Source organism: Candidatus Vallotiella sp. (ex Adelges kitamiensis) (assembly GCF_020342435.1).
Lineage (GTDB): Bacteria > Pseudomonadota > Gammaproteobacteria > Burkholderiales > Burkholderiaceae > Mycetohabitans.
Genome location: NZ_CP080504.1, coordinates 591,369 through 606,721, shown reverse-complemented (window position 1 = coordinate 606,721; position 15,353 = coordinate 591,369). Strand labels below are relative to the sequence as shown.

Sequence of the window (15,353 nt, the reverse complement as noted above, 5' to 3'; positions counted from 1 at the left end):
AGAATTTCTACGTATAGGGGGTATAGCTCAGATGGGAGAGCGCTTGCATGGCATGCAAGAGGTCAGCGGTTCAATCCCGCTTACCTCCACATAAAAAATAATATAAAAATATTAAATTTAGTACATTGATTCTTAGTGCTTTTAGAGCGTCTAATTTAATAAAACATCTCAATCTGGTTTCTAAATCTGTTTTTAGAAATTTCAGAAACCAGAAATTAATTCCTCTAGAAAAATATAATTTATATATCAATAATATTTATTCTCAGTAAATTTTGAATCGTTCACAAATATTTTTTCCTAAACTTTAAATATAAAAAATAAATAAAGAAATATTACTTTTATATATAACTCCTAAAATAAAAGAGGGTATTAATAATAAAATATAAAAAATATTTTATGAAATCATTATTTTTAGAATAGAATTCTAGTAATGTTAAAAGTTATATCGTATAAAAAATTCTTCTAACTTACTTAGGAGTCATGCCCTCGATTAGTATTCTTTATTTTTCTGACACTAAATATAAAGAAATATAAAAAAAGACTTCACAAACAAAGAGAAGTTATCCATAATTAATTTTTAGTGTAAAAACATTAGGTCCCCTTCGTCTAGAGGCCTAGGACATCACCCTTTCACGGTGAGTACAGGGGTTCAAATCCCCTAGGGGACGCCAGTTTTAACACTAAAATAAGCAGGCTCTTGTACATTGTAAAAATAAATTGGAGTGGTAGTTCAGTTGGTTAGAATACCGGCCTGTCACGCCGGGGGTCGCGGGTTCGAATCCCGTCCACTCCGCCAATTTATAGGCCTATACAAGCAGGCTTTTGGTTATATATTAATTACTACCTATTAGAATAAGATTTATGAGAATTAAACCAGGTCAGAAGTTTGGATGCATGGGCACATGACTTTTAATGAATTTAACAAACTAGTTTAGCTATAAACTAAAACCGTTCGCGCGACTATATTTAGAGCGCGCCAAGTAAGTATAACAAGCTGCGTGACTAACTCGCCTAGTAGCATTAATCTTGTCTAGTGAAATTGATTGTCTTTACTTATTTAACTTTAGAACATAGATAGGTCAATAAACATAGGAAGTTAGCTTTATTCTTTAGAAGCGGGCTATTCATTAGGGTATATACTATTTCTTTCTAAGCTGGCTGTTACTAAGAGAGATTTCGAGCATACGGATAGAGCACTTAGCGCCTCAGGTATTAGGTATATATCAACATATCATTCTTCTCGCCTAATGCACAACGCATATTTCTGAAGATATTGCTAATTAAACACTGGCAAGATACTCAATACGCATATAAACAGATAGTGAATATATGGCGATTTTTGAGATATTGTTAAAAACATAGCATTATTAGACATATTAACATCAGGGCTATGCTGTCGCTAGTTAGAGCGGTACTTCTAGTACTATCTTAGTTACCGTGCACTAACATACTAATATAACTCAACTTAATAATAGAAGACGCTAGTCAAATCCACGGTTTTGATTAGACTTTTTAAAAAACCTAGTCCTGTAAAGCTAAGTACAGAGAAGCGACACTTTAGTCGGTAATCCCTAAACAGCGAAGATCCCCGAAGCAGTGGGATCAAGAGTATAAAACTAGTTAGTTAGATAGCTCTATAGCAAAAACTAATACTAGCGGTAACTAGAATACAGATATCAAAATATTTATATTCGAGACACGAAGCAGTCTACCCTAGCAATGCTTATCATCATAAAGCAAGCAGCCACACTGGCTATATAAAGCAGGAGTAATTTTTGATTGTATAGAACCATCTCTTTAGATGTAACATAGCACATTCGTCAAAGTCACTATAAATCACCCGTATTACAACTCTAGCACATGCGTTAGAATATTTAGCCCATCTATTAGCTTATCTAGGACAGGCTTAGTACAAGAGTTAATAAGGGTATTATTAGGGCAAGGACTGGTCATCTATATTAAAGATTACAAATACTAATACAGTTACCAGCGATCTAGCGTGATAGATTTGCCGATTAGAGTTGGGGGTATCTAATCTCCGTAGGCACTACTTTAAACTAAAGCATATCTCTCTGCTTATGTATGAATAGAGTAACACTAACAGGCACTAAGATACGCTGTTCTATGGGTATGCTCTACTTCACGATCATTGCGGAAGCCCGGCTTCCAAACTTTTGTCGGAATTTTTCAACTCGGCCCGTCGTATCTAAAAACTTATTTTGCTCGCCTGTATAGAAGGGGTGTGATTCAGAAGATACTTCAACTTTTGCAAGAGGATAAAGTTTTCCATCAAGCTCGATCTTCTCACGTGTCTGAATCGTTGAGCCTATAATAAAAGTTTTTCCATTCGACATATCTTGGAATACGACTTCGTGGATATCAGGGTGAATATTTTTTTTCATTGTCTTTCTTAACTTTAAGAAGTACTCAATTTCTTGAGTGTAACACTGCTTTTCTAAAAAGAGAAAAAAGAATATTATTCGAGACAATTAGTTCGTTATCATTTTTTTTAGGGTCTTTATACTAGCCGAGTTTTGTATAGGTAGATCAAAATTATGAAGCCTGCCAGCTTTGTCATCAACAGTTTTATAAATCAGAAACCTGCGCAGGCAGTGACTTTATAGCCCAAGCTTTAGGTTCAAAATGGTAAGCAGACCTAAGCCTTAGTCTCCCTAGAGACTCTTCTATCAGTTACTTAAATTCGTTTATTATCATGTGGATTTTTTCATAGGTGATAAGAAAGACAAATTAGTAAGCGCGATTATGCTTGATTTCTGTTAACTAAAAGAATTAGCGCGTTAGAAATTTTGTCTTTTAAAGAGGCTTATTAATAGCAAATGTAATATAGTTAGTCAAAAGGTTTTATAGACAAGAGTCTACCTAACAACAAAAGAATATAACGGCAGCATGATTGAGTGACTATAGCTTTATAAGCAGTAAATGAAACGAAACACGATATTAAGACGTCGCTTCCATTGCTATTTATAAATTGACGTTGCTCTTTATCTCCTAGGGTATGCAGTAGTATTATATACTTGTAAGTAGTGTGATTATCTTATTATGCGCTCTAACTTATACGCTCTACCATATGTTTAAGGTCGTTTAGTATCCACTAGATTTTAATCTGTGCGGTAACCTCGTTTCTGGCGCTGACATTGCTTTTAGCTTGTTATATATTTACGTAGCACTATCTACTTCAGTCATTCAAACGTACAAATAACAAGGTGTAGTGCGATGCCTCGTATAGTTTTTAGTAGCGCTGGATTAATCATATCGTCAAGAAAATCCTTAATGAGGAAAAATATAGAGCTAAGCTAGATTAGCTTGCTTATACATAGTAGGTATCTTTCTTACTATAGCATCGTCGCGTCCTATAGTCGCGCCCCATACCCCTGGCGGGAGTTGATAATGCTCTTGGAGGGGTAGGATGTATGCCTGTTTATTTAATGTAAAGAAATTTATCGCACATAAACCTACACGCCCCTCTTTATTTATAGCGGGAGATTTATACCAATACATTTTTAAGAGCTGCGGATCAATAACACGCATCTTAGAACTACTATCCACCACGGCGCATCATATCAAAAAAATCTGAATTATTCTTAGTCTGCTTTAGCTTATCGAGAAGAAACTCCATAGCTTGGATTTCATCCATATCATGGATAAACTTACGCAGTACCCAAATCTTTTGTAGGATTTCTGGCTTAATAAGTAATTCTTCGCGACGCGTACCTGATTTATTAAGGTTTATCGACGGATAAACCCGTTTTTCTCCAAGGCGCCGCTCTAGATGCACCTCCATATTACCGGTTCCCTTAAACTCTTCATAAATTACATCATCCATTCGGCTGCCCGTTTCTATAAGTGCAGTACCAATAATTGTAAGAGAACCACCTTCTTCTACGTTCCGCGCGGCACCGAAAAAACGCTTTGGACGTTGCAGTGCGTTAGCATCCACGCCTCCAGTTAAAACTTTGCCCGAAGCCGGAACAACTGTGTTGTAGGCGCGCGCAAGGCGCGTGATAGAATCTAATAGGATTACTACGTCGTGCTTCATCTCAATGAGCCGCTTTGCTTTCTCGATTACCATTTCAGCAACCTGGACGTGACGCGCTGCCGGTTCATCAAACGTAGATGCAATTACCTCTCCCGATACCGATCGCTGCATTTCAGTAACTTCTTCTGGTCGCTCGTCGATTAGCAATACAAATAATATAACATTTGGATGGTTTGACTTAATTGCATGCGCGATATGCTGCAGCATCACGGTTTTGCCCGACTTGGGCGACGCAACTAGGAGTCCACGCTGGCCTTTTCCGATCGGCGCAATCATATCGATGATACGGCCAGTGACGTTTTCCTCGCCACGCATATCGCGCTCAAGCGACAACGGCTTATTCGGATGTAGTGGCGTGAGGTTTTCGAACATAATTTTATGTTTCGACGCCTCCGGTGGATGTCCATTAACTTTATCGACTTTGACAAGTGCGAAATATCGCTCCCCGTCTTTTGGCGTACGAACTTCTCCTTCGATCGTGTCACCAGTGTGCAAGTTGAAACGGCGGATTTGCGATGGACTGATATAAATATCATCAGTGCTTGCTAGATACGATGTCTCGGGTGAGCGTAGAAAGCCAAAACCATCTGGCAGCACTTCAAGTGTTCCATCGCCGAAAATTGTTTCGCCAGTTTTGGCTCGCTTTTTTAGAATTGCAAACATCAGCTCCTGTTTGCGCAAGCGATTCGCGTTTTCGATTTCCAGACCATTAGCCATTTCGATCAAAGCGGATACGTGTTGCGACTTGAGCTCAGACAAATACATACAGGAATCCCGCTAAGGAAAGAGAAAAATTGACCAAAGGGAGTCGTCAGGCGACGAGCCTAATTGTTATACGGTTTGAAACGTATCCGCTTTTATGATATCAGCATAGCTGCAATAAAGCGCTTGTTGCAAGAATGCAACAAGCGCTGTTACATTTCGGGCATTGCCAATAGCTCAAATATGGCTGTCTATCAGTGCTGTAATCTGCGCCTTCGACAGTGCGCCAACTTTAGTTTGGGCCACTACGCCATTCTTGAATAGAATCAATGTCGGTATTCCTCTCACGCTAAACTTAGCCGGTGTTGTTGGATTCTGATCAACATTAATCTTCCCAACCTGTAGGCGGTCACCGTATTCACATGACACTTCGTCTAGTAACGGCGCAATCATCTTGCATGGACTACACCATTCCGCCCAAAAGTCGAGTAGGACGGGCTTGTCTGCCTTTAGCACGTCCTGCTCGAAAGAAGTATCGGTGACGTGCTTGATTTGTTTACTCATTATCGCGTTACCTCTAAATCCCCCAGGGATACGGCCTTATAATGCCCGATATACCCGATCTCTAAAAACCCGCTCGGCAGCAGCATATCGTCGAGCGGCGGTCTTTGCGAAACGCAAGGGCGAGACTGCCCCCTGATCGTTCGCATATCCTGCATCTACAATTTTAACGTAATTTGTTCCTCATCGTGCGTACTGGCGTCGAGATGTAATATAGTGCTAGAATGTTTTTGACGGGCCTCCTCGCATAGCGGAAAGGTAAACCTGGTCAGGTCGGGAACGAAACAGCCATAGCCGTTTTCTTCTAGTGCCGAGGGTTAGGCTCGTCACCTTCTTCTTTGAGATGAGCTTAATCTTCAAGCTAATCCTTCTCGGCTAGCCCGGTGCCAAAAACATGCCTATGCCGTTATATGCTAATCCTCCAGCGCAATATTATTTTTCTTCACTTATACACCTGTATCTAAAACTTTGGGTAGCTAATTCGCAACTAGCGTCCCCGATTGTTGCTGATACAATCATGTAATGATCTATCAAGTTCTTGCACGAAAGTGGCGTCCAAAAGATTTTGGATCGTTAGTCGGCCAGGAGCACGTAGTGCGCGCGCTCACCCATATTCTGAAGGCACAAAGGCTGCATCACGCTTATTTATTTACTGGCACGCGTGGAGTCGGTAAGACAACGCTATCTCGGATCTTAGCAAAAGCACTCAATTGCGAAGCCGGCATTACCGATACACCGTGTGGCACATGCTCGGCGTGTCTCGAAATTGAAGGGGGTTACTTTGTCGATTATGTTGAAATAGATGCAGCAAGTAATCGAGGCGTTGACGAGATGTCAGTACTACTCGAACGTGCCGTATACGCTCCTGTTAATGCACGCTTCAAGGTTTATATGATTGATGAAGTACACATGTTAACCCAACATGCCTTCCACTCAATGCTTAAGATGCTTGAGGAACCGCCGCTACATGTAAAGTTTATTCTCGCGACGACGGACCCGAGGAAGATCCCAGTTACAGTGTTATCGCGCTGTTTACAATTTAATCTTAAACGAGTGCCAATAAGTTATATCGTATCGCATCTAGAACATATTCTAGCCCAAGAAGGCGTTGGTTTCGAGACGAAAGCGTTACGCTTGTTGTCGCGCGCCGCTGACGGTAGTATACGCGATGCGCTATCGTTAACTGATCAGGCGATTGGACATGCAGCCGGCACAGTTATTACTGAGCGGACTGTACGCAGTATGCTCGGCGCACTAGACCAAATTTACCTCGTGCAGCTATTGAATGCGATTGCTATGCACGATGGTGCTAAGGTACTCTCTCTGGCTGACGAGATAACGGCACGTAGCCTATCATTTTCGACCGCTCTACAAGATTTGTCTGGATTTCTGCATCGTATTGCCTGGGCACAGGTAGTGCCTGATTCGGTACTAGATGAATGGCCAGAGGCGGAGGATATCCGTCATTTTGCGGAGCAGTTTACACCAGAAACTGTGCAGCTATATTATCAAATCGCAACGATCGGCCGTTCTGAGCTAGGTCTAGCCCCAGATGGGTATGCTGGTTTCACGATGACGTTATTGCGCATGCTTGTGTTCGATACTGTGAATACGACATATGGGTCTGCAGAAGAAAATACACCACCTACCATTGGTATCCCAGTAGGAAGTATGCCGAGTACTAAAGACTTGACAGCTAGTAGCATCTACACCGCTGAGGCAGAGCAAACGGTGGCTGTATATTTTCCTAGAAAACCTAAAGCTATAAAGAGTGAAACTGATGTGAATAAGGTAATGCGGACGGAAAAACTCCATACGAAAGTAGTACACATGAATACGACATGCATGAGCGACAGCAGTACTAATTCGAGTAGTGTAAGAGCGTACCGATTAAAGCTAGATGAAATGAATGTAGTCAACATGAGCAATACGACATTGGATACAATTGAGGCTGATTCAAGTCAACTGGCGTCAGCAAATAATATGGCTACTTCAGCATTACCACAAATTACCTCATTATGGCCAAACTTATCGTATACTAATAGTCTAGCTAGCACCGCGCTTAGTATGTTGCAGGGTCAAGTTCTCCGTATTGCAAGTAAACGCAGTTGTGCACTAACTGTTGAGGTAAGAACACCGCAGAGCGCCCAAAGTATTTATCCTGAATCTGCGGCAGCGGTAACGGCCTGCGATAATACGCCACCTGAAAATGAGATTAATGTGCCTAATTTCGCCGCGATAGTAGATAATCTCACACTTAATTCAGATATGTCCCTTAAGTCTCTCGGGTATAACGGAGATTGGCCAACATTAGCAGCATCTCTATCGCTTCGGGGCATTGCGTACCAGCTTGCATTGAACAGTGAGTTTATAGCGTGTAATCATGATGAACTTATATTGCGCGTGTCAGTTCCGCAATATGCAGATGTAGTACATGTTAGTAAGTTGAAATCTGCGCTCGAGCTAGCTCTAGATCGCTTAGTTCACGTGACTGTATCGATCGGTTCTACATGCCAAACAGCCTCTGCAGCAGAGATTGCGTGGCAAGCACATCAACAGCAGAAAGCTGAGAAAGAAATTAACTCCGATCCGTTGATACAAACATTGATTCGAGATTTTGGAGCAACAATCATTTCAGGCTCCATTCGTCCGCTTACTACCTATTATCAAGCATAACTGTATGATCATCAGCCAATGCAACATCTCCAGCTATTTGAAGGAGTTCTATTATGATGAAAGATCAACTTGCTAGTTGGATGAAGCAAGCGCAGCAAATGCAAGAAAATATGAAAAAGATGCAGGAACAGCTAGCGCATATCGAAATAGAAGGCCAGTCTGGTGCTGGTCTAGTAAAAGTGACAATGGACTGCAAAAACGAAGTGCGGCGTGTCACAATCGATCCAAGCTTGTTATCTGATGACAAGGAAATGCTTGAAGATCTAGTTGCAGCTGCATTTAATGATGGAGTACGTAAGATGGAGGCAATAACGCAGAAAAAAATGTCTGGGATGGGCGCAGAATTTCCTCTGCCGCCAGGTTTTAAACTGCCATTTTGATTTTCGAGGGCTCTCTATGAATAAATATGTCGCGTTTCGGTTGCTAGTTTACATTGAGGCGCGACGTGTATGAACGAGAAACCGCTTTCCGCGCTAGAAACTATAATTGATGCATTGCGTACATTACCCGGTATTGGACCGAAGTCCGCGCAGCGTATTGCTTATCACTTGATGCAGAATGACCAAGAGGGAGCGCAGCGGCTCGGGCGGTCTCTGCTGCACGCGACACAGGCACTTAAACATTGCGAGCGGTGTAATACATTCACTGAGCATAACATATGTGAGCTATGCAGTAATGAGCGCCGCGATCCAACACTACTATGTGTAGTCGAGATGCCTACTGACCAGATTATGCTCGAACAAACTCTTATCTATTGTGGGCTATATTTTGTGCTTATGGGACGCTTGAGCCCGCTTAATGGTATTGGGCCATGTGAGATTCATTTCAGTCGGCTCATAAGCCGAGCTACTGACAATATAGTAAGTGAAGTTATACTAGCTACCAACTTTACAAATGAAGGCGAAGCAACTGCACATTACCTAAGCCAAATGCTTAAAGACCGCGACCTAACAGTCACACGGCTTGCCCGCGGTGTGCCTATTGGCAGTGAGCTCGAATATGTTGATGCTGGAACGATCGCTCGTGCGGTACTAGATCGGCGCTCAGTATAAGCATGTAATTAAGCCTAAATATTTAGAAACTAGCTGATGAGTTCTAGAAAGATTTTATAGCTTAAAGTACGCCTATAGTTTTCGATTGTATAGAGTAATAATTATCGCTATCCATCTATAGTAGATGGTGTGTGCATGGTTTTGATGCGCCCGCTTGTTCTGATACAGTTCCTATAAGATAGACGTTTTATGCCGGCACCTTCTTCTTGATTGCTGAGATAACTTCTTGCGCTTGCATGCTTAAGTCTGCACTTAATTGCTATCAGTTATTGAGATATACTCAGTTACAATCACCTAATGAAGATTCTGCTTAGTAACGATGATGGTTATTTGGCACCCGGGCTCACGACGCTCTACCGTGCACTTACGCCTTTAGGAAAGGTAGCGGTGGTCGCGCCGGAATACAATTGTAGTGGTGCATCAAACTCATTGACATTGTGGCGGCCTGTATCGGTTTTTACTGCCGAAAATGGTTTTCGCTATGTAAATGGAACGCCCGCTGATTGCGTACATGTGGCACTAACCCAGCTACTAGATGGTAAACCAGATCTAGTAGTGTCCGGCATGAACAATGGGCAGAATATGGGTGAGGATACGCTTTATTCCGGTACTGTTGCAGCAGCTGCTGAGGGATTTCTATTTGGTGTTCCATCAATTGCGTTTTCGCTGGTCAATAAAAATTGGGCACATCTAGATTCGGCTGTTCGAATAGCTGCTGATATTGTGCAGTATTGGTTACAGGTACCACTGTCCACCCATATGCTACTAAATGTGAATATTCCTAATAAGCTATATTCTGAAATCGGAACTTGGCGCGTCACGCGTCTTGGTAAGCGGCAGCCATCACAGCCAGTGATCTGCACGAGAAATCCACGCGGTGAGCCTATCTATTGGATCGGGGCAGCTGGAGCCGTACTTGATGCCAGCGAAGGAACAGACTTTTATGCGGTAGCGGCGGGCGACATTTCACTTACACCACTGCAATTAGATTTAACTGATATAAGATTAATTTCTTCGCTAAAAGAATGGTCGAAGGGGCGTCGATGTAATCTATAGATACACACCAACCCGCTATTGCCTCTTCACACTATGCGCCTAAGCTTAGGCTAAATAATTAATGATAATATAGAAAATATCTTTGGGAATAACGTCGATACATCCGTAAGTTCTGGCGCTGTAAGTACCCAGGTTCTGGCTACACAGGTCTATAAGAATACTAGACTACTTATTAATTGAGCGCTAGCAAACGATTTCTCCTAACGTTTGTAGTTATGTAAACATCAGTAATGCTGAGCTACCTTGTAAGCAATACATATTCGATTAAATGTATAAATATATTATATAAGCTAGTAAAACTATTATGCATCTGTTGTGTTTGTAAAGAATTCGCGTGTATTTCGATGATGGCTAGAAAGCTCTCATAGTCTTAAGGAATAAGCTTTTCGTTAGATTGTCATGAAGTACTGAACGCTATGTTTAGTAAATTTACTTTATCCTCTTCAATCGCGAGTAAATTAGTGCTCAAGAGCACATTATGGAGTAAGAGCGTGGATGAGAGTCTAGTAAAAGTTAAGAAAACAAGCTGTGTAGCTACAGCGCTAGTAATGCTAGCAGCGTGTTCGACTCGACTAGATCCTGCCCCCGTTATTAGTCATAGCGCCTCGCTACTTTCTGCTAATGGCACCATAGCATCAGCTGCGACATTAGGTCGGACACCGCTAGGATACTATCGTGTAAAGTTGGGCGACACGTTGTATCGAATCGCTCTTGAGAATGAGCAGAATTACCGCGATATCGCTGCATGGAATAACCTAAAGAACACGAGTCCAATCGAAATTAATCAATTACTACGGGTTAGTCCTCCAGGAATTAACGTCGCTGCTTCTTTGCCTAGTATAGGAAACACGACTAATTTAGCTCCATCCCATGATTCAGCATCTATAATTGCATCGATTCCAATACAGACAGATGCATCAGTTAAGAATATCAATTTTGTATGGCCTATATGCGGGCTGGTTCTTAGTCCATTTGATAAGTTAAAGAACAAAGGTCTAAATCTTATTGGTGCGTTCGGTGCAACAATAAAAGCCTCAGAGGATGGACGCATTGTTTATGCCGGAGATGGACTACACGGATATAGGAATCTTATTATTATTAAACATGATGAACAATATCTAACTGCTTATGCGCATAACGGTATTTTACTCGTTAAAGAAGGTGACTTTGTAATAAAAAATCAGGTAATCGCCGAAATGGGAGGTGTTAATTCGGACAAGGCGATATTACATTTTGAGATACGGAAACAAGGTAAGCCTATCGATCCCATGAACTATCTTCCACCCCAATAGCGGGTAGACTAAAGTGAATGTAGTGTAAATCTATCTTTCTCCTAATATTTCGAATATTGTTATAGGTTAGATATTTATCGGATACGTTTAAACGTAGATTAATAGTAAGTAAAAGATATGACCAAGTATAATCTTGGCCTAGTCACTAGAATTATATTTTTCTACTAAAATCGTGCTTATATTGCTAGCTTTTTTATAGAAAAATTTAGAATTGGGCCCAATCTACATTTTTTCTATTCGACTTCTCTAGCATACTAGATATCTTTAAGGGGATTAAATTCATTCATCATAAATGATAAGCAAACTAAGTTTTGTCTATCAAGAGATGTCTGATGTGATTTTATTGTATATGGTGATGCTATTGCGAGAATAAACATCATGATATTATGATGTTTATTGTAAGAATAATGGATGACGTCGCGTTTTTCTAAAGAAAAACTATTAAATAACACTAGGTGTATAACACCCCTGTGAATATTAAAATGTGTTTAATACGTTTATACATATAAATCCTGTGACGCTTATTTGATAGACGTCATAGAATTGGTACACTCGGTACACTTTCATGCCCTAGATACAATCTGATTTTTTAACGGCAGCTAAAAAATTTAGGGCTGTTTTGAATATACAACGATTTCTACTCAATTAGTATTTGAGGCTAACATAGCCTAACAGTCGATAGACTATATGACTATTTATTAGATGGTCTCGATACAGAAGTCGGATTTAATACAGGTTAATTAGTAGATGAATAAACGATAATCATCAAGTCGGTGTGGCTACTTTCATCAGAACGCATCGACTGTGTACTAGATTTATTTTATGGGTTAGGCAATTTTACATTGCCACTCATACGGTTCGCGAAGGAAGTAATTAATATTAAAGTTTGTTTTAATAATCTCAAAATGCATGCATCATTTTTATATTTGATTTATTCAAGGTATACGCCTTGTAACTTACACGGGCTTGTCCGGTTTAATGCGATCACTTTATTAATCTCCCGCGTGAAGAGGCACGCTAACTGTATTAAAGCGCTCAGCAGACTGAGCAGACTTGCAATAGGCATTTCGCCAGTGCGAATCGTTTGTGCACCTGCAACCTAGCTACCCAGCGCCTGATACCAGATTACTAGTATACGAAGAGCTTCTATCAGCTGGCTGGTATAGGTATCGTAGACATGTTTTCACTATCTCGCATGTCGAATCTCTTACCTGTTTTGAAGGGGTATAATTCTAATAATACTAGACTACTAGGACAGGAAGCCCCCTTATATTAGGGGTACTGTATAAAAGTAGCAATATAGAACAAGCCTAAAAGCTGATAAACTTGGCGGTGTTCTTTTTTATTTCCGGTTTAGACGGGCGCATGCGCCCGTCATCATTGATGATTTAGCTATCACGATTTTCACCAAAAATCCCGAGTAACGCTAGAAGATTTGTAAATACGTTGTATAGATCTAGATAGATCATGAGCGTCGCGCTAATATAGTTTGTCTCGCCGCCTTTAACCACGCGCTGTACGTCTAACAGTATATAAGCCGAGAAAATGATAATTGCTAAAACCGACGCTGTTAGTATTAATGCGGGAATCTGCAGAAAGATATTCGCAGCGGAAGCAAGAAGCAGCACAAGTACACCAACAAATAACCATTTTCCCAAACTAGTAAAATCATGCTTACTAACTGTAGCGATCGTTGCCATTATGGCAAAAATCAAACTGGTTCCACCAAAAGCCATCATAATTAGTGATGTGCCATTTGTAAATCCGAGAATAAAGCTTAGTAGACGCGAGAGCATCAGGCCCATGAAAAATGTGAAGCCGAGCAAGACGTACACGCCCATCGCACGATTCTTGGTCCGCTCGATTGCTAACATGAAGCTAACTGAGATTGCAAGAAAAGCTAGAAAACTTATTATCGGCGAGGTGATGGTGAATAGTGAAAAGCCGGTAGAAACTCCAATCCACGCACCAAACACGCTTGGCACCATAGATACTGCTAGTAACCAGTATGTGTTGCGCAATACTCTATATTGCGTTTGAGTAGACGCGACGGCGCTAGTATGTCCTATCTCATAGATACGAGAGTCATCCATAGTTTTTCCTTATGGTATTTAACTTGCTAACGATGCTGGCACCAGTACTAGCACCTCATCGTGATGCTTTGATCACCAAGCAATACGTTATGTCAGAATTATAGTCTGATTTATAGTCAGGCAATTCCGTAGGGTTTTCGATTAATAATACACCTGTTCATGCTAGGATGGTGTCTATGTAAGCTCCATAGTTTTCTCATTTTCTCGGAATTTTTTCATGATGAAAGAACGAACTTTGTCAATTATTAAACCCGATGCTGTCACTAAAAATGTAATCGGTCAGATATACAGTCGTTTTGAAAATGCCGGTCTAAAGATTATAGCAGCCCGTATGGTTCATCTGTCATATGCAGATGCAGAAAAGTTTTACGCAGTACATAAAAATCAGTTCTTTTTTAAGAATCTGATCAAGTTTATGATATCAGGCCCAATCATGATTCAGGTGCTTGAAGGTGAGGATGCAATCGCAAAGCATCGTAAGCTTATGGGCGAGACTGATCCTAAAAAAGCAGACAAAGGTACAATTCGTTCGGATTTCTCGGAAAGTATTGATGCTAATACAATACATGGTTCTGATGCACCGAAAACAGCGGCTATTGAGATCGCCTTCTTTTTCCCGGAAATGAATATCTATTCTCGATATTCTATTACCTCGGGCACTCCTTAAGACTCAAAGTGTAACAATGACTGAAGCGCAGAATCTTCTAGATCTTGATCCTCTTGGTTTCGTGGCGTATTGCGCAAGTTTTGGCGAGAAGCCATTTCGTGCGCGACAATTGCAGCGTTGTATCCATCTAAATGGCATTAGCGATTTTGATGCGATGACAGTGCTCTCGAAATCTCTACGCGACAAGTTAAAAACCTGTTCATCTATCCGCCATCCCCCAGTTCTGAAAGACTGCACGTCCGAAGATGGCACGCGGAAATGGCTGCTTGATATCGGTTCGGGAAATGCTATAGAAACTGTTTATATCCCGGAACAGGAACGCGGTACCCTATGCATTTCTTCGCAAGCCGGCTGTGCTGTAAACTGCTTCTTTTGTTCGACGGGAAAACAAGGTTTTTCGCGCAATCTTGTCATCGGAGAGATTATTGGCCAACTATGGATGGCAGAGTTCGCGCTGCGCGCATCACGCAGCAGAGTTCCTTCTAGTGAACGAGTAATCACAAATGTAGTAATGATGGGCATGGGTGAACCGCTACTGAATTTTGATGCAGTCGTGTCCTCCATGCGGTTAATGATTGACGACCACTCGTACGGATTATCACGTCGACGCGTAACGCTTTCTACTTCGGGACTAGTACCGATGATTGACCGGCTAGCGGATGAATTGCCTGTGGCATTAGCTGTATCGCTACATGCACCCAATGACACGTTACGCGATAAATTAGTACCGCTTAACAAAAAGTATTCTTTAAAAGAATTGATGATGGCATGTAGACGATATTTGTGTGTTGCGCCTCGCAATTTTATTACGTTTGAATATTGTATGTTAGATAGCATTAACGATAGCGACAAGTGTGCACAGCAACTTCTAGCGTTGACCCGCGATATGTCATGCAAATTTAACTTAATACCTTTTAATCCCTTCCCTGAATCTAGATTGTTATGCTCTCGCCCGGAGAGGATTAAGCGATTCGCGCAGATTCTGATAGACGGAGGTGTTGTGGTAACAGTGCGTAAAACGCGTGGCGCTGATATTGATGCAGCTTGCGGTCAATTAGCAGGTAAGGTGTATGATCGCACCCATCTATCTAAGCGTAATTTACAAAATGCCAGCGCTAGCTTCATGTAAAATCTGAGGGGCGATAATGCAGTTAGATATACTAAGAATTTTGAACTGTATAGTCAAATTCAAATCAA

The 15,353-nt window shown here is 41.1% G+C and carries 11 protein-coding genes, 3 tRNA genes and 1 other RNA gene; 11 read left to right on the top strand and 4 right to left on the bottom strand.

Annotated features, from left to right (window positions below):
* Window positions 1-16: 16 nt before the first annotated feature.
* The 3 genes from K0T93_RS02365 (at window position 17) to K0T93_RS02355 (ending at window position 796) form a co-directional block, all read left to right on the top strand.
* Window positions 17-89, top strand: a tRNA-Ala gene (locus K0T93_RS02365).
* A gap of 506 nt (window positions 90-595) precedes the next feature.
* A tRNA-Glu gene (locus K0T93_RS02360) sits at window positions 596-671 on the top strand.
* A 48-nt stretch (window positions 672-719) separates the two neighbouring features.
* A tRNA-Asp gene (locus K0T93_RS02355) sits at window positions 720-796 on the top strand.
* 1,339 nt (window positions 797-2,135) lie between these two features.
* On the opposite strand, the gene K0T93_RS02350 is transcribed toward K0T93_RS02355, so the two are convergent.
* The 3 genes from K0T93_RS02350 to trxA all read right to left on the bottom strand — a co-directional run bounded on the left by K0T93_RS02350 (window position 2,136) and on the right by trxA (window position 5,323).
* A complete protein-coding gene (locus K0T93_RS02350) occupies window positions 2,136-2,402 on the bottom strand; it encodes a type B 50S ribosomal protein L31 (protein ID WP_225721131.1) in 267 nt (88 codons plus the stop codon).
* A 1,157-nt stretch (window positions 2,403-3,559) separates the two neighbouring features.
* A complete protein-coding gene (gene rho / locus K0T93_RS02345; RefSeq protein WP_225721130.1) occupies window positions 3,560-4,822 on the bottom strand; it encodes a transcription termination factor Rho in 1,263 nt (420 codons plus the stop codon).
* Window positions 4,823-4,996: 174 nt separating this feature from the next.
* Entirely contained in the window at window positions 4,997-5,323 is a 327-nt protein-coding gene (gene trxA, locus K0T93_RS02340) for a thioredoxin TrxA (RefSeq protein ID WP_225721129.1), read from the bottom strand.
* A 229-nt stretch (window positions 5,324-5,552) separates the two neighbouring features.
* On the opposite strand from trxA, the gene ffs reads away from it, so the two are divergent.
* The 6 genes from ffs to K0T93_RS02310 all read left to right on the top strand — a co-directional run bounded on the left by ffs (window position 5,553) and on the right by K0T93_RS02310 (window position 11,396).
* An RNA gene (ffs, locus tag K0T93_RS02335) (signal recognition particle sRNA small type) lies at window positions 5,553-5,651 on the top strand.
* Between the two features lie 191 nt (window positions 5,652-5,842).
* Window positions 5,843-7,996, top strand: a complete 2,154-nt coding sequence (gene dnaX, locus K0T93_RS02330; protein ID WP_225721128.1) for a DNA polymerase III subunit gamma/tau — start codon at window positions 5,843-5,845, stop codon at window positions 7,994-7,996.
* 53 nt (window positions 7,997-8,049) lie between these two features.
* Window positions 8,050-8,376 carry a YbaB/EbfC family nucleoid-associated protein gene (locus K0T93_RS02325; protein WP_225721127.1) on the top strand — a complete coding sequence of 109 codons (327 nt, stop codon included), beginning with the start codon at window positions 8,050-8,052 and terminating at the stop codon, window positions 8,374-8,376.
* Between the two features lie 69 nt (window positions 8,377-8,445).
* On the top strand, window positions 8,446-9,048 hold the full coding sequence (gene recR, locus K0T93_RS02320; RefSeq protein ID WP_225721126.1) for a recombination mediator RecR: 603 nt from the start codon (window positions 8,446-8,448) through the stop codon (window positions 9,046-9,048).
* 297 nt (window positions 9,049-9,345) lie between these two features.
* Window positions 9,346-10,104, top strand: coding sequence for a 5'/3'-nucleotidase SurE (surE, locus tag K0T93_RS02315; RefSeq protein ID WP_225721125.1), 759 nt, complete (start codon window positions 9,346-9,348; stop codon window positions 10,102-10,104).
* Between the two features lie 548 nt (window positions 10,105-10,652).
* Window positions 10,653-11,396, top strand: a complete 744-nt coding sequence (locus tag K0T93_RS02310) for a peptidoglycan DD-metalloendopeptidase family protein (protein WP_225721774.1) — start codon at window positions 10,653-10,655, stop codon at window positions 11,394-11,396.
* A 1,388-nt stretch (window positions 11,397-12,784) separates the two neighbouring features.
* Here K0T93_RS02310 and K0T93_RS02305 read toward each other — a convergent pair.
* Entirely contained in the window at window positions 12,785-13,489 is a 705-nt protein-coding gene (locus tag K0T93_RS02305) for a Bax inhibitor-1 family protein (protein WP_225721124.1), read from the bottom strand.
* A 217-nt stretch (window positions 13,490-13,706) separates the two neighbouring features.
* On the opposite strand from K0T93_RS02305, the gene ndk reads away from it, so the two are divergent.
* The gene (gene ndk / locus K0T93_RS02300) at window positions 13,707-14,156 is read left to right on the top strand and encodes a nucleoside-diphosphate kinase (RefSeq protein ID WP_225721123.1); all 450 of its coding nucleotides are present in this window, start codon (window positions 13,707-13,709) and stop codon (window positions 14,154-14,156) included.
* A gap of 16 nt (window positions 14,157-14,172) precedes the next feature.
* The gene (gene rlmN, locus K0T93_RS02295; RefSeq protein WP_225721122.1) at window positions 14,173-15,285 is read left to right on the top strand and encodes a 23S rRNA (adenine(2503)-C(2))-methyltransferase RlmN; all 1,113 of its coding nucleotides are present in this window, start codon (window positions 14,173-14,175) and stop codon (window positions 15,283-15,285) included.
* Window positions 15,286-15,353: the final 68 nt, after the last annotated feature.

Coding starts and splice junctions, on each gene's coding strand:
- K0T93_RS02350 (WP_225721131.1), bottom strand. CDS start 2,402: ATGAAAAAAAATATTCACCCTGATATCCACGAAGTCGTATTCCAAGAT.
- rho (WP_225721130.1), bottom strand. CDS start 4,822: ATGTATTTGTCTGAGCTCAAGTCGCAACACGTATCCGCTTTGATCGAA.
- trxA (WP_225721129.1), bottom strand. CDS start 5,323: ATGAGTAAACAAATCAAGCACGTCACCGATACTTCTTTCGAGCAGGAC.
- dnaX (WP_225721128.1), top strand. CDS start 5,843: ATGATCTATCAAGTTCTTGCACGAAAGTGGCGTCCAAAAGATTTTGGA.
- K0T93_RS02325 (WP_225721127.1), top strand. CDS start 8,050: ATGATGAAAGATCAACTTGCTAGTTGGATGAAGCAAGCGCAGCAAATG.
- recR (WP_225721126.1), top strand. CDS start 8,446: ATGAACGAGAAACCGCTTTCCGCGCTAGAAACTATAATTGATGCATTG.
- surE (WP_225721125.1), top strand. CDS start 9,346: ATGAAGATTCTGCTTAGTAACGATGATGGTTATTTGGCACCCGGGCTC.
- K0T93_RS02310 (WP_225721774.1), top strand. CDS start 10,653: ATGCTAGCAGCGTGTTCGACTCGACTAGATCCTGCCCCCGTTATTAGT.
- K0T93_RS02305 (WP_225721124.1), bottom strand. CDS start 13,489: ATGGATGACTCTCGTATCTATGAGATAGGACATACTAGCGCCGTCGCG.
- ndk (WP_225721123.1), top strand. CDS start 13,707: ATGATGAAAGAACGAACTTTGTCAATTATTAAACCCGATGCTGTCACT.
- rlmN (WP_225721122.1), top strand. CDS start 14,173: ATGACTGAAGCGCAGAATCTTCTAGATCTTGATCCTCTTGGTTTCGTG.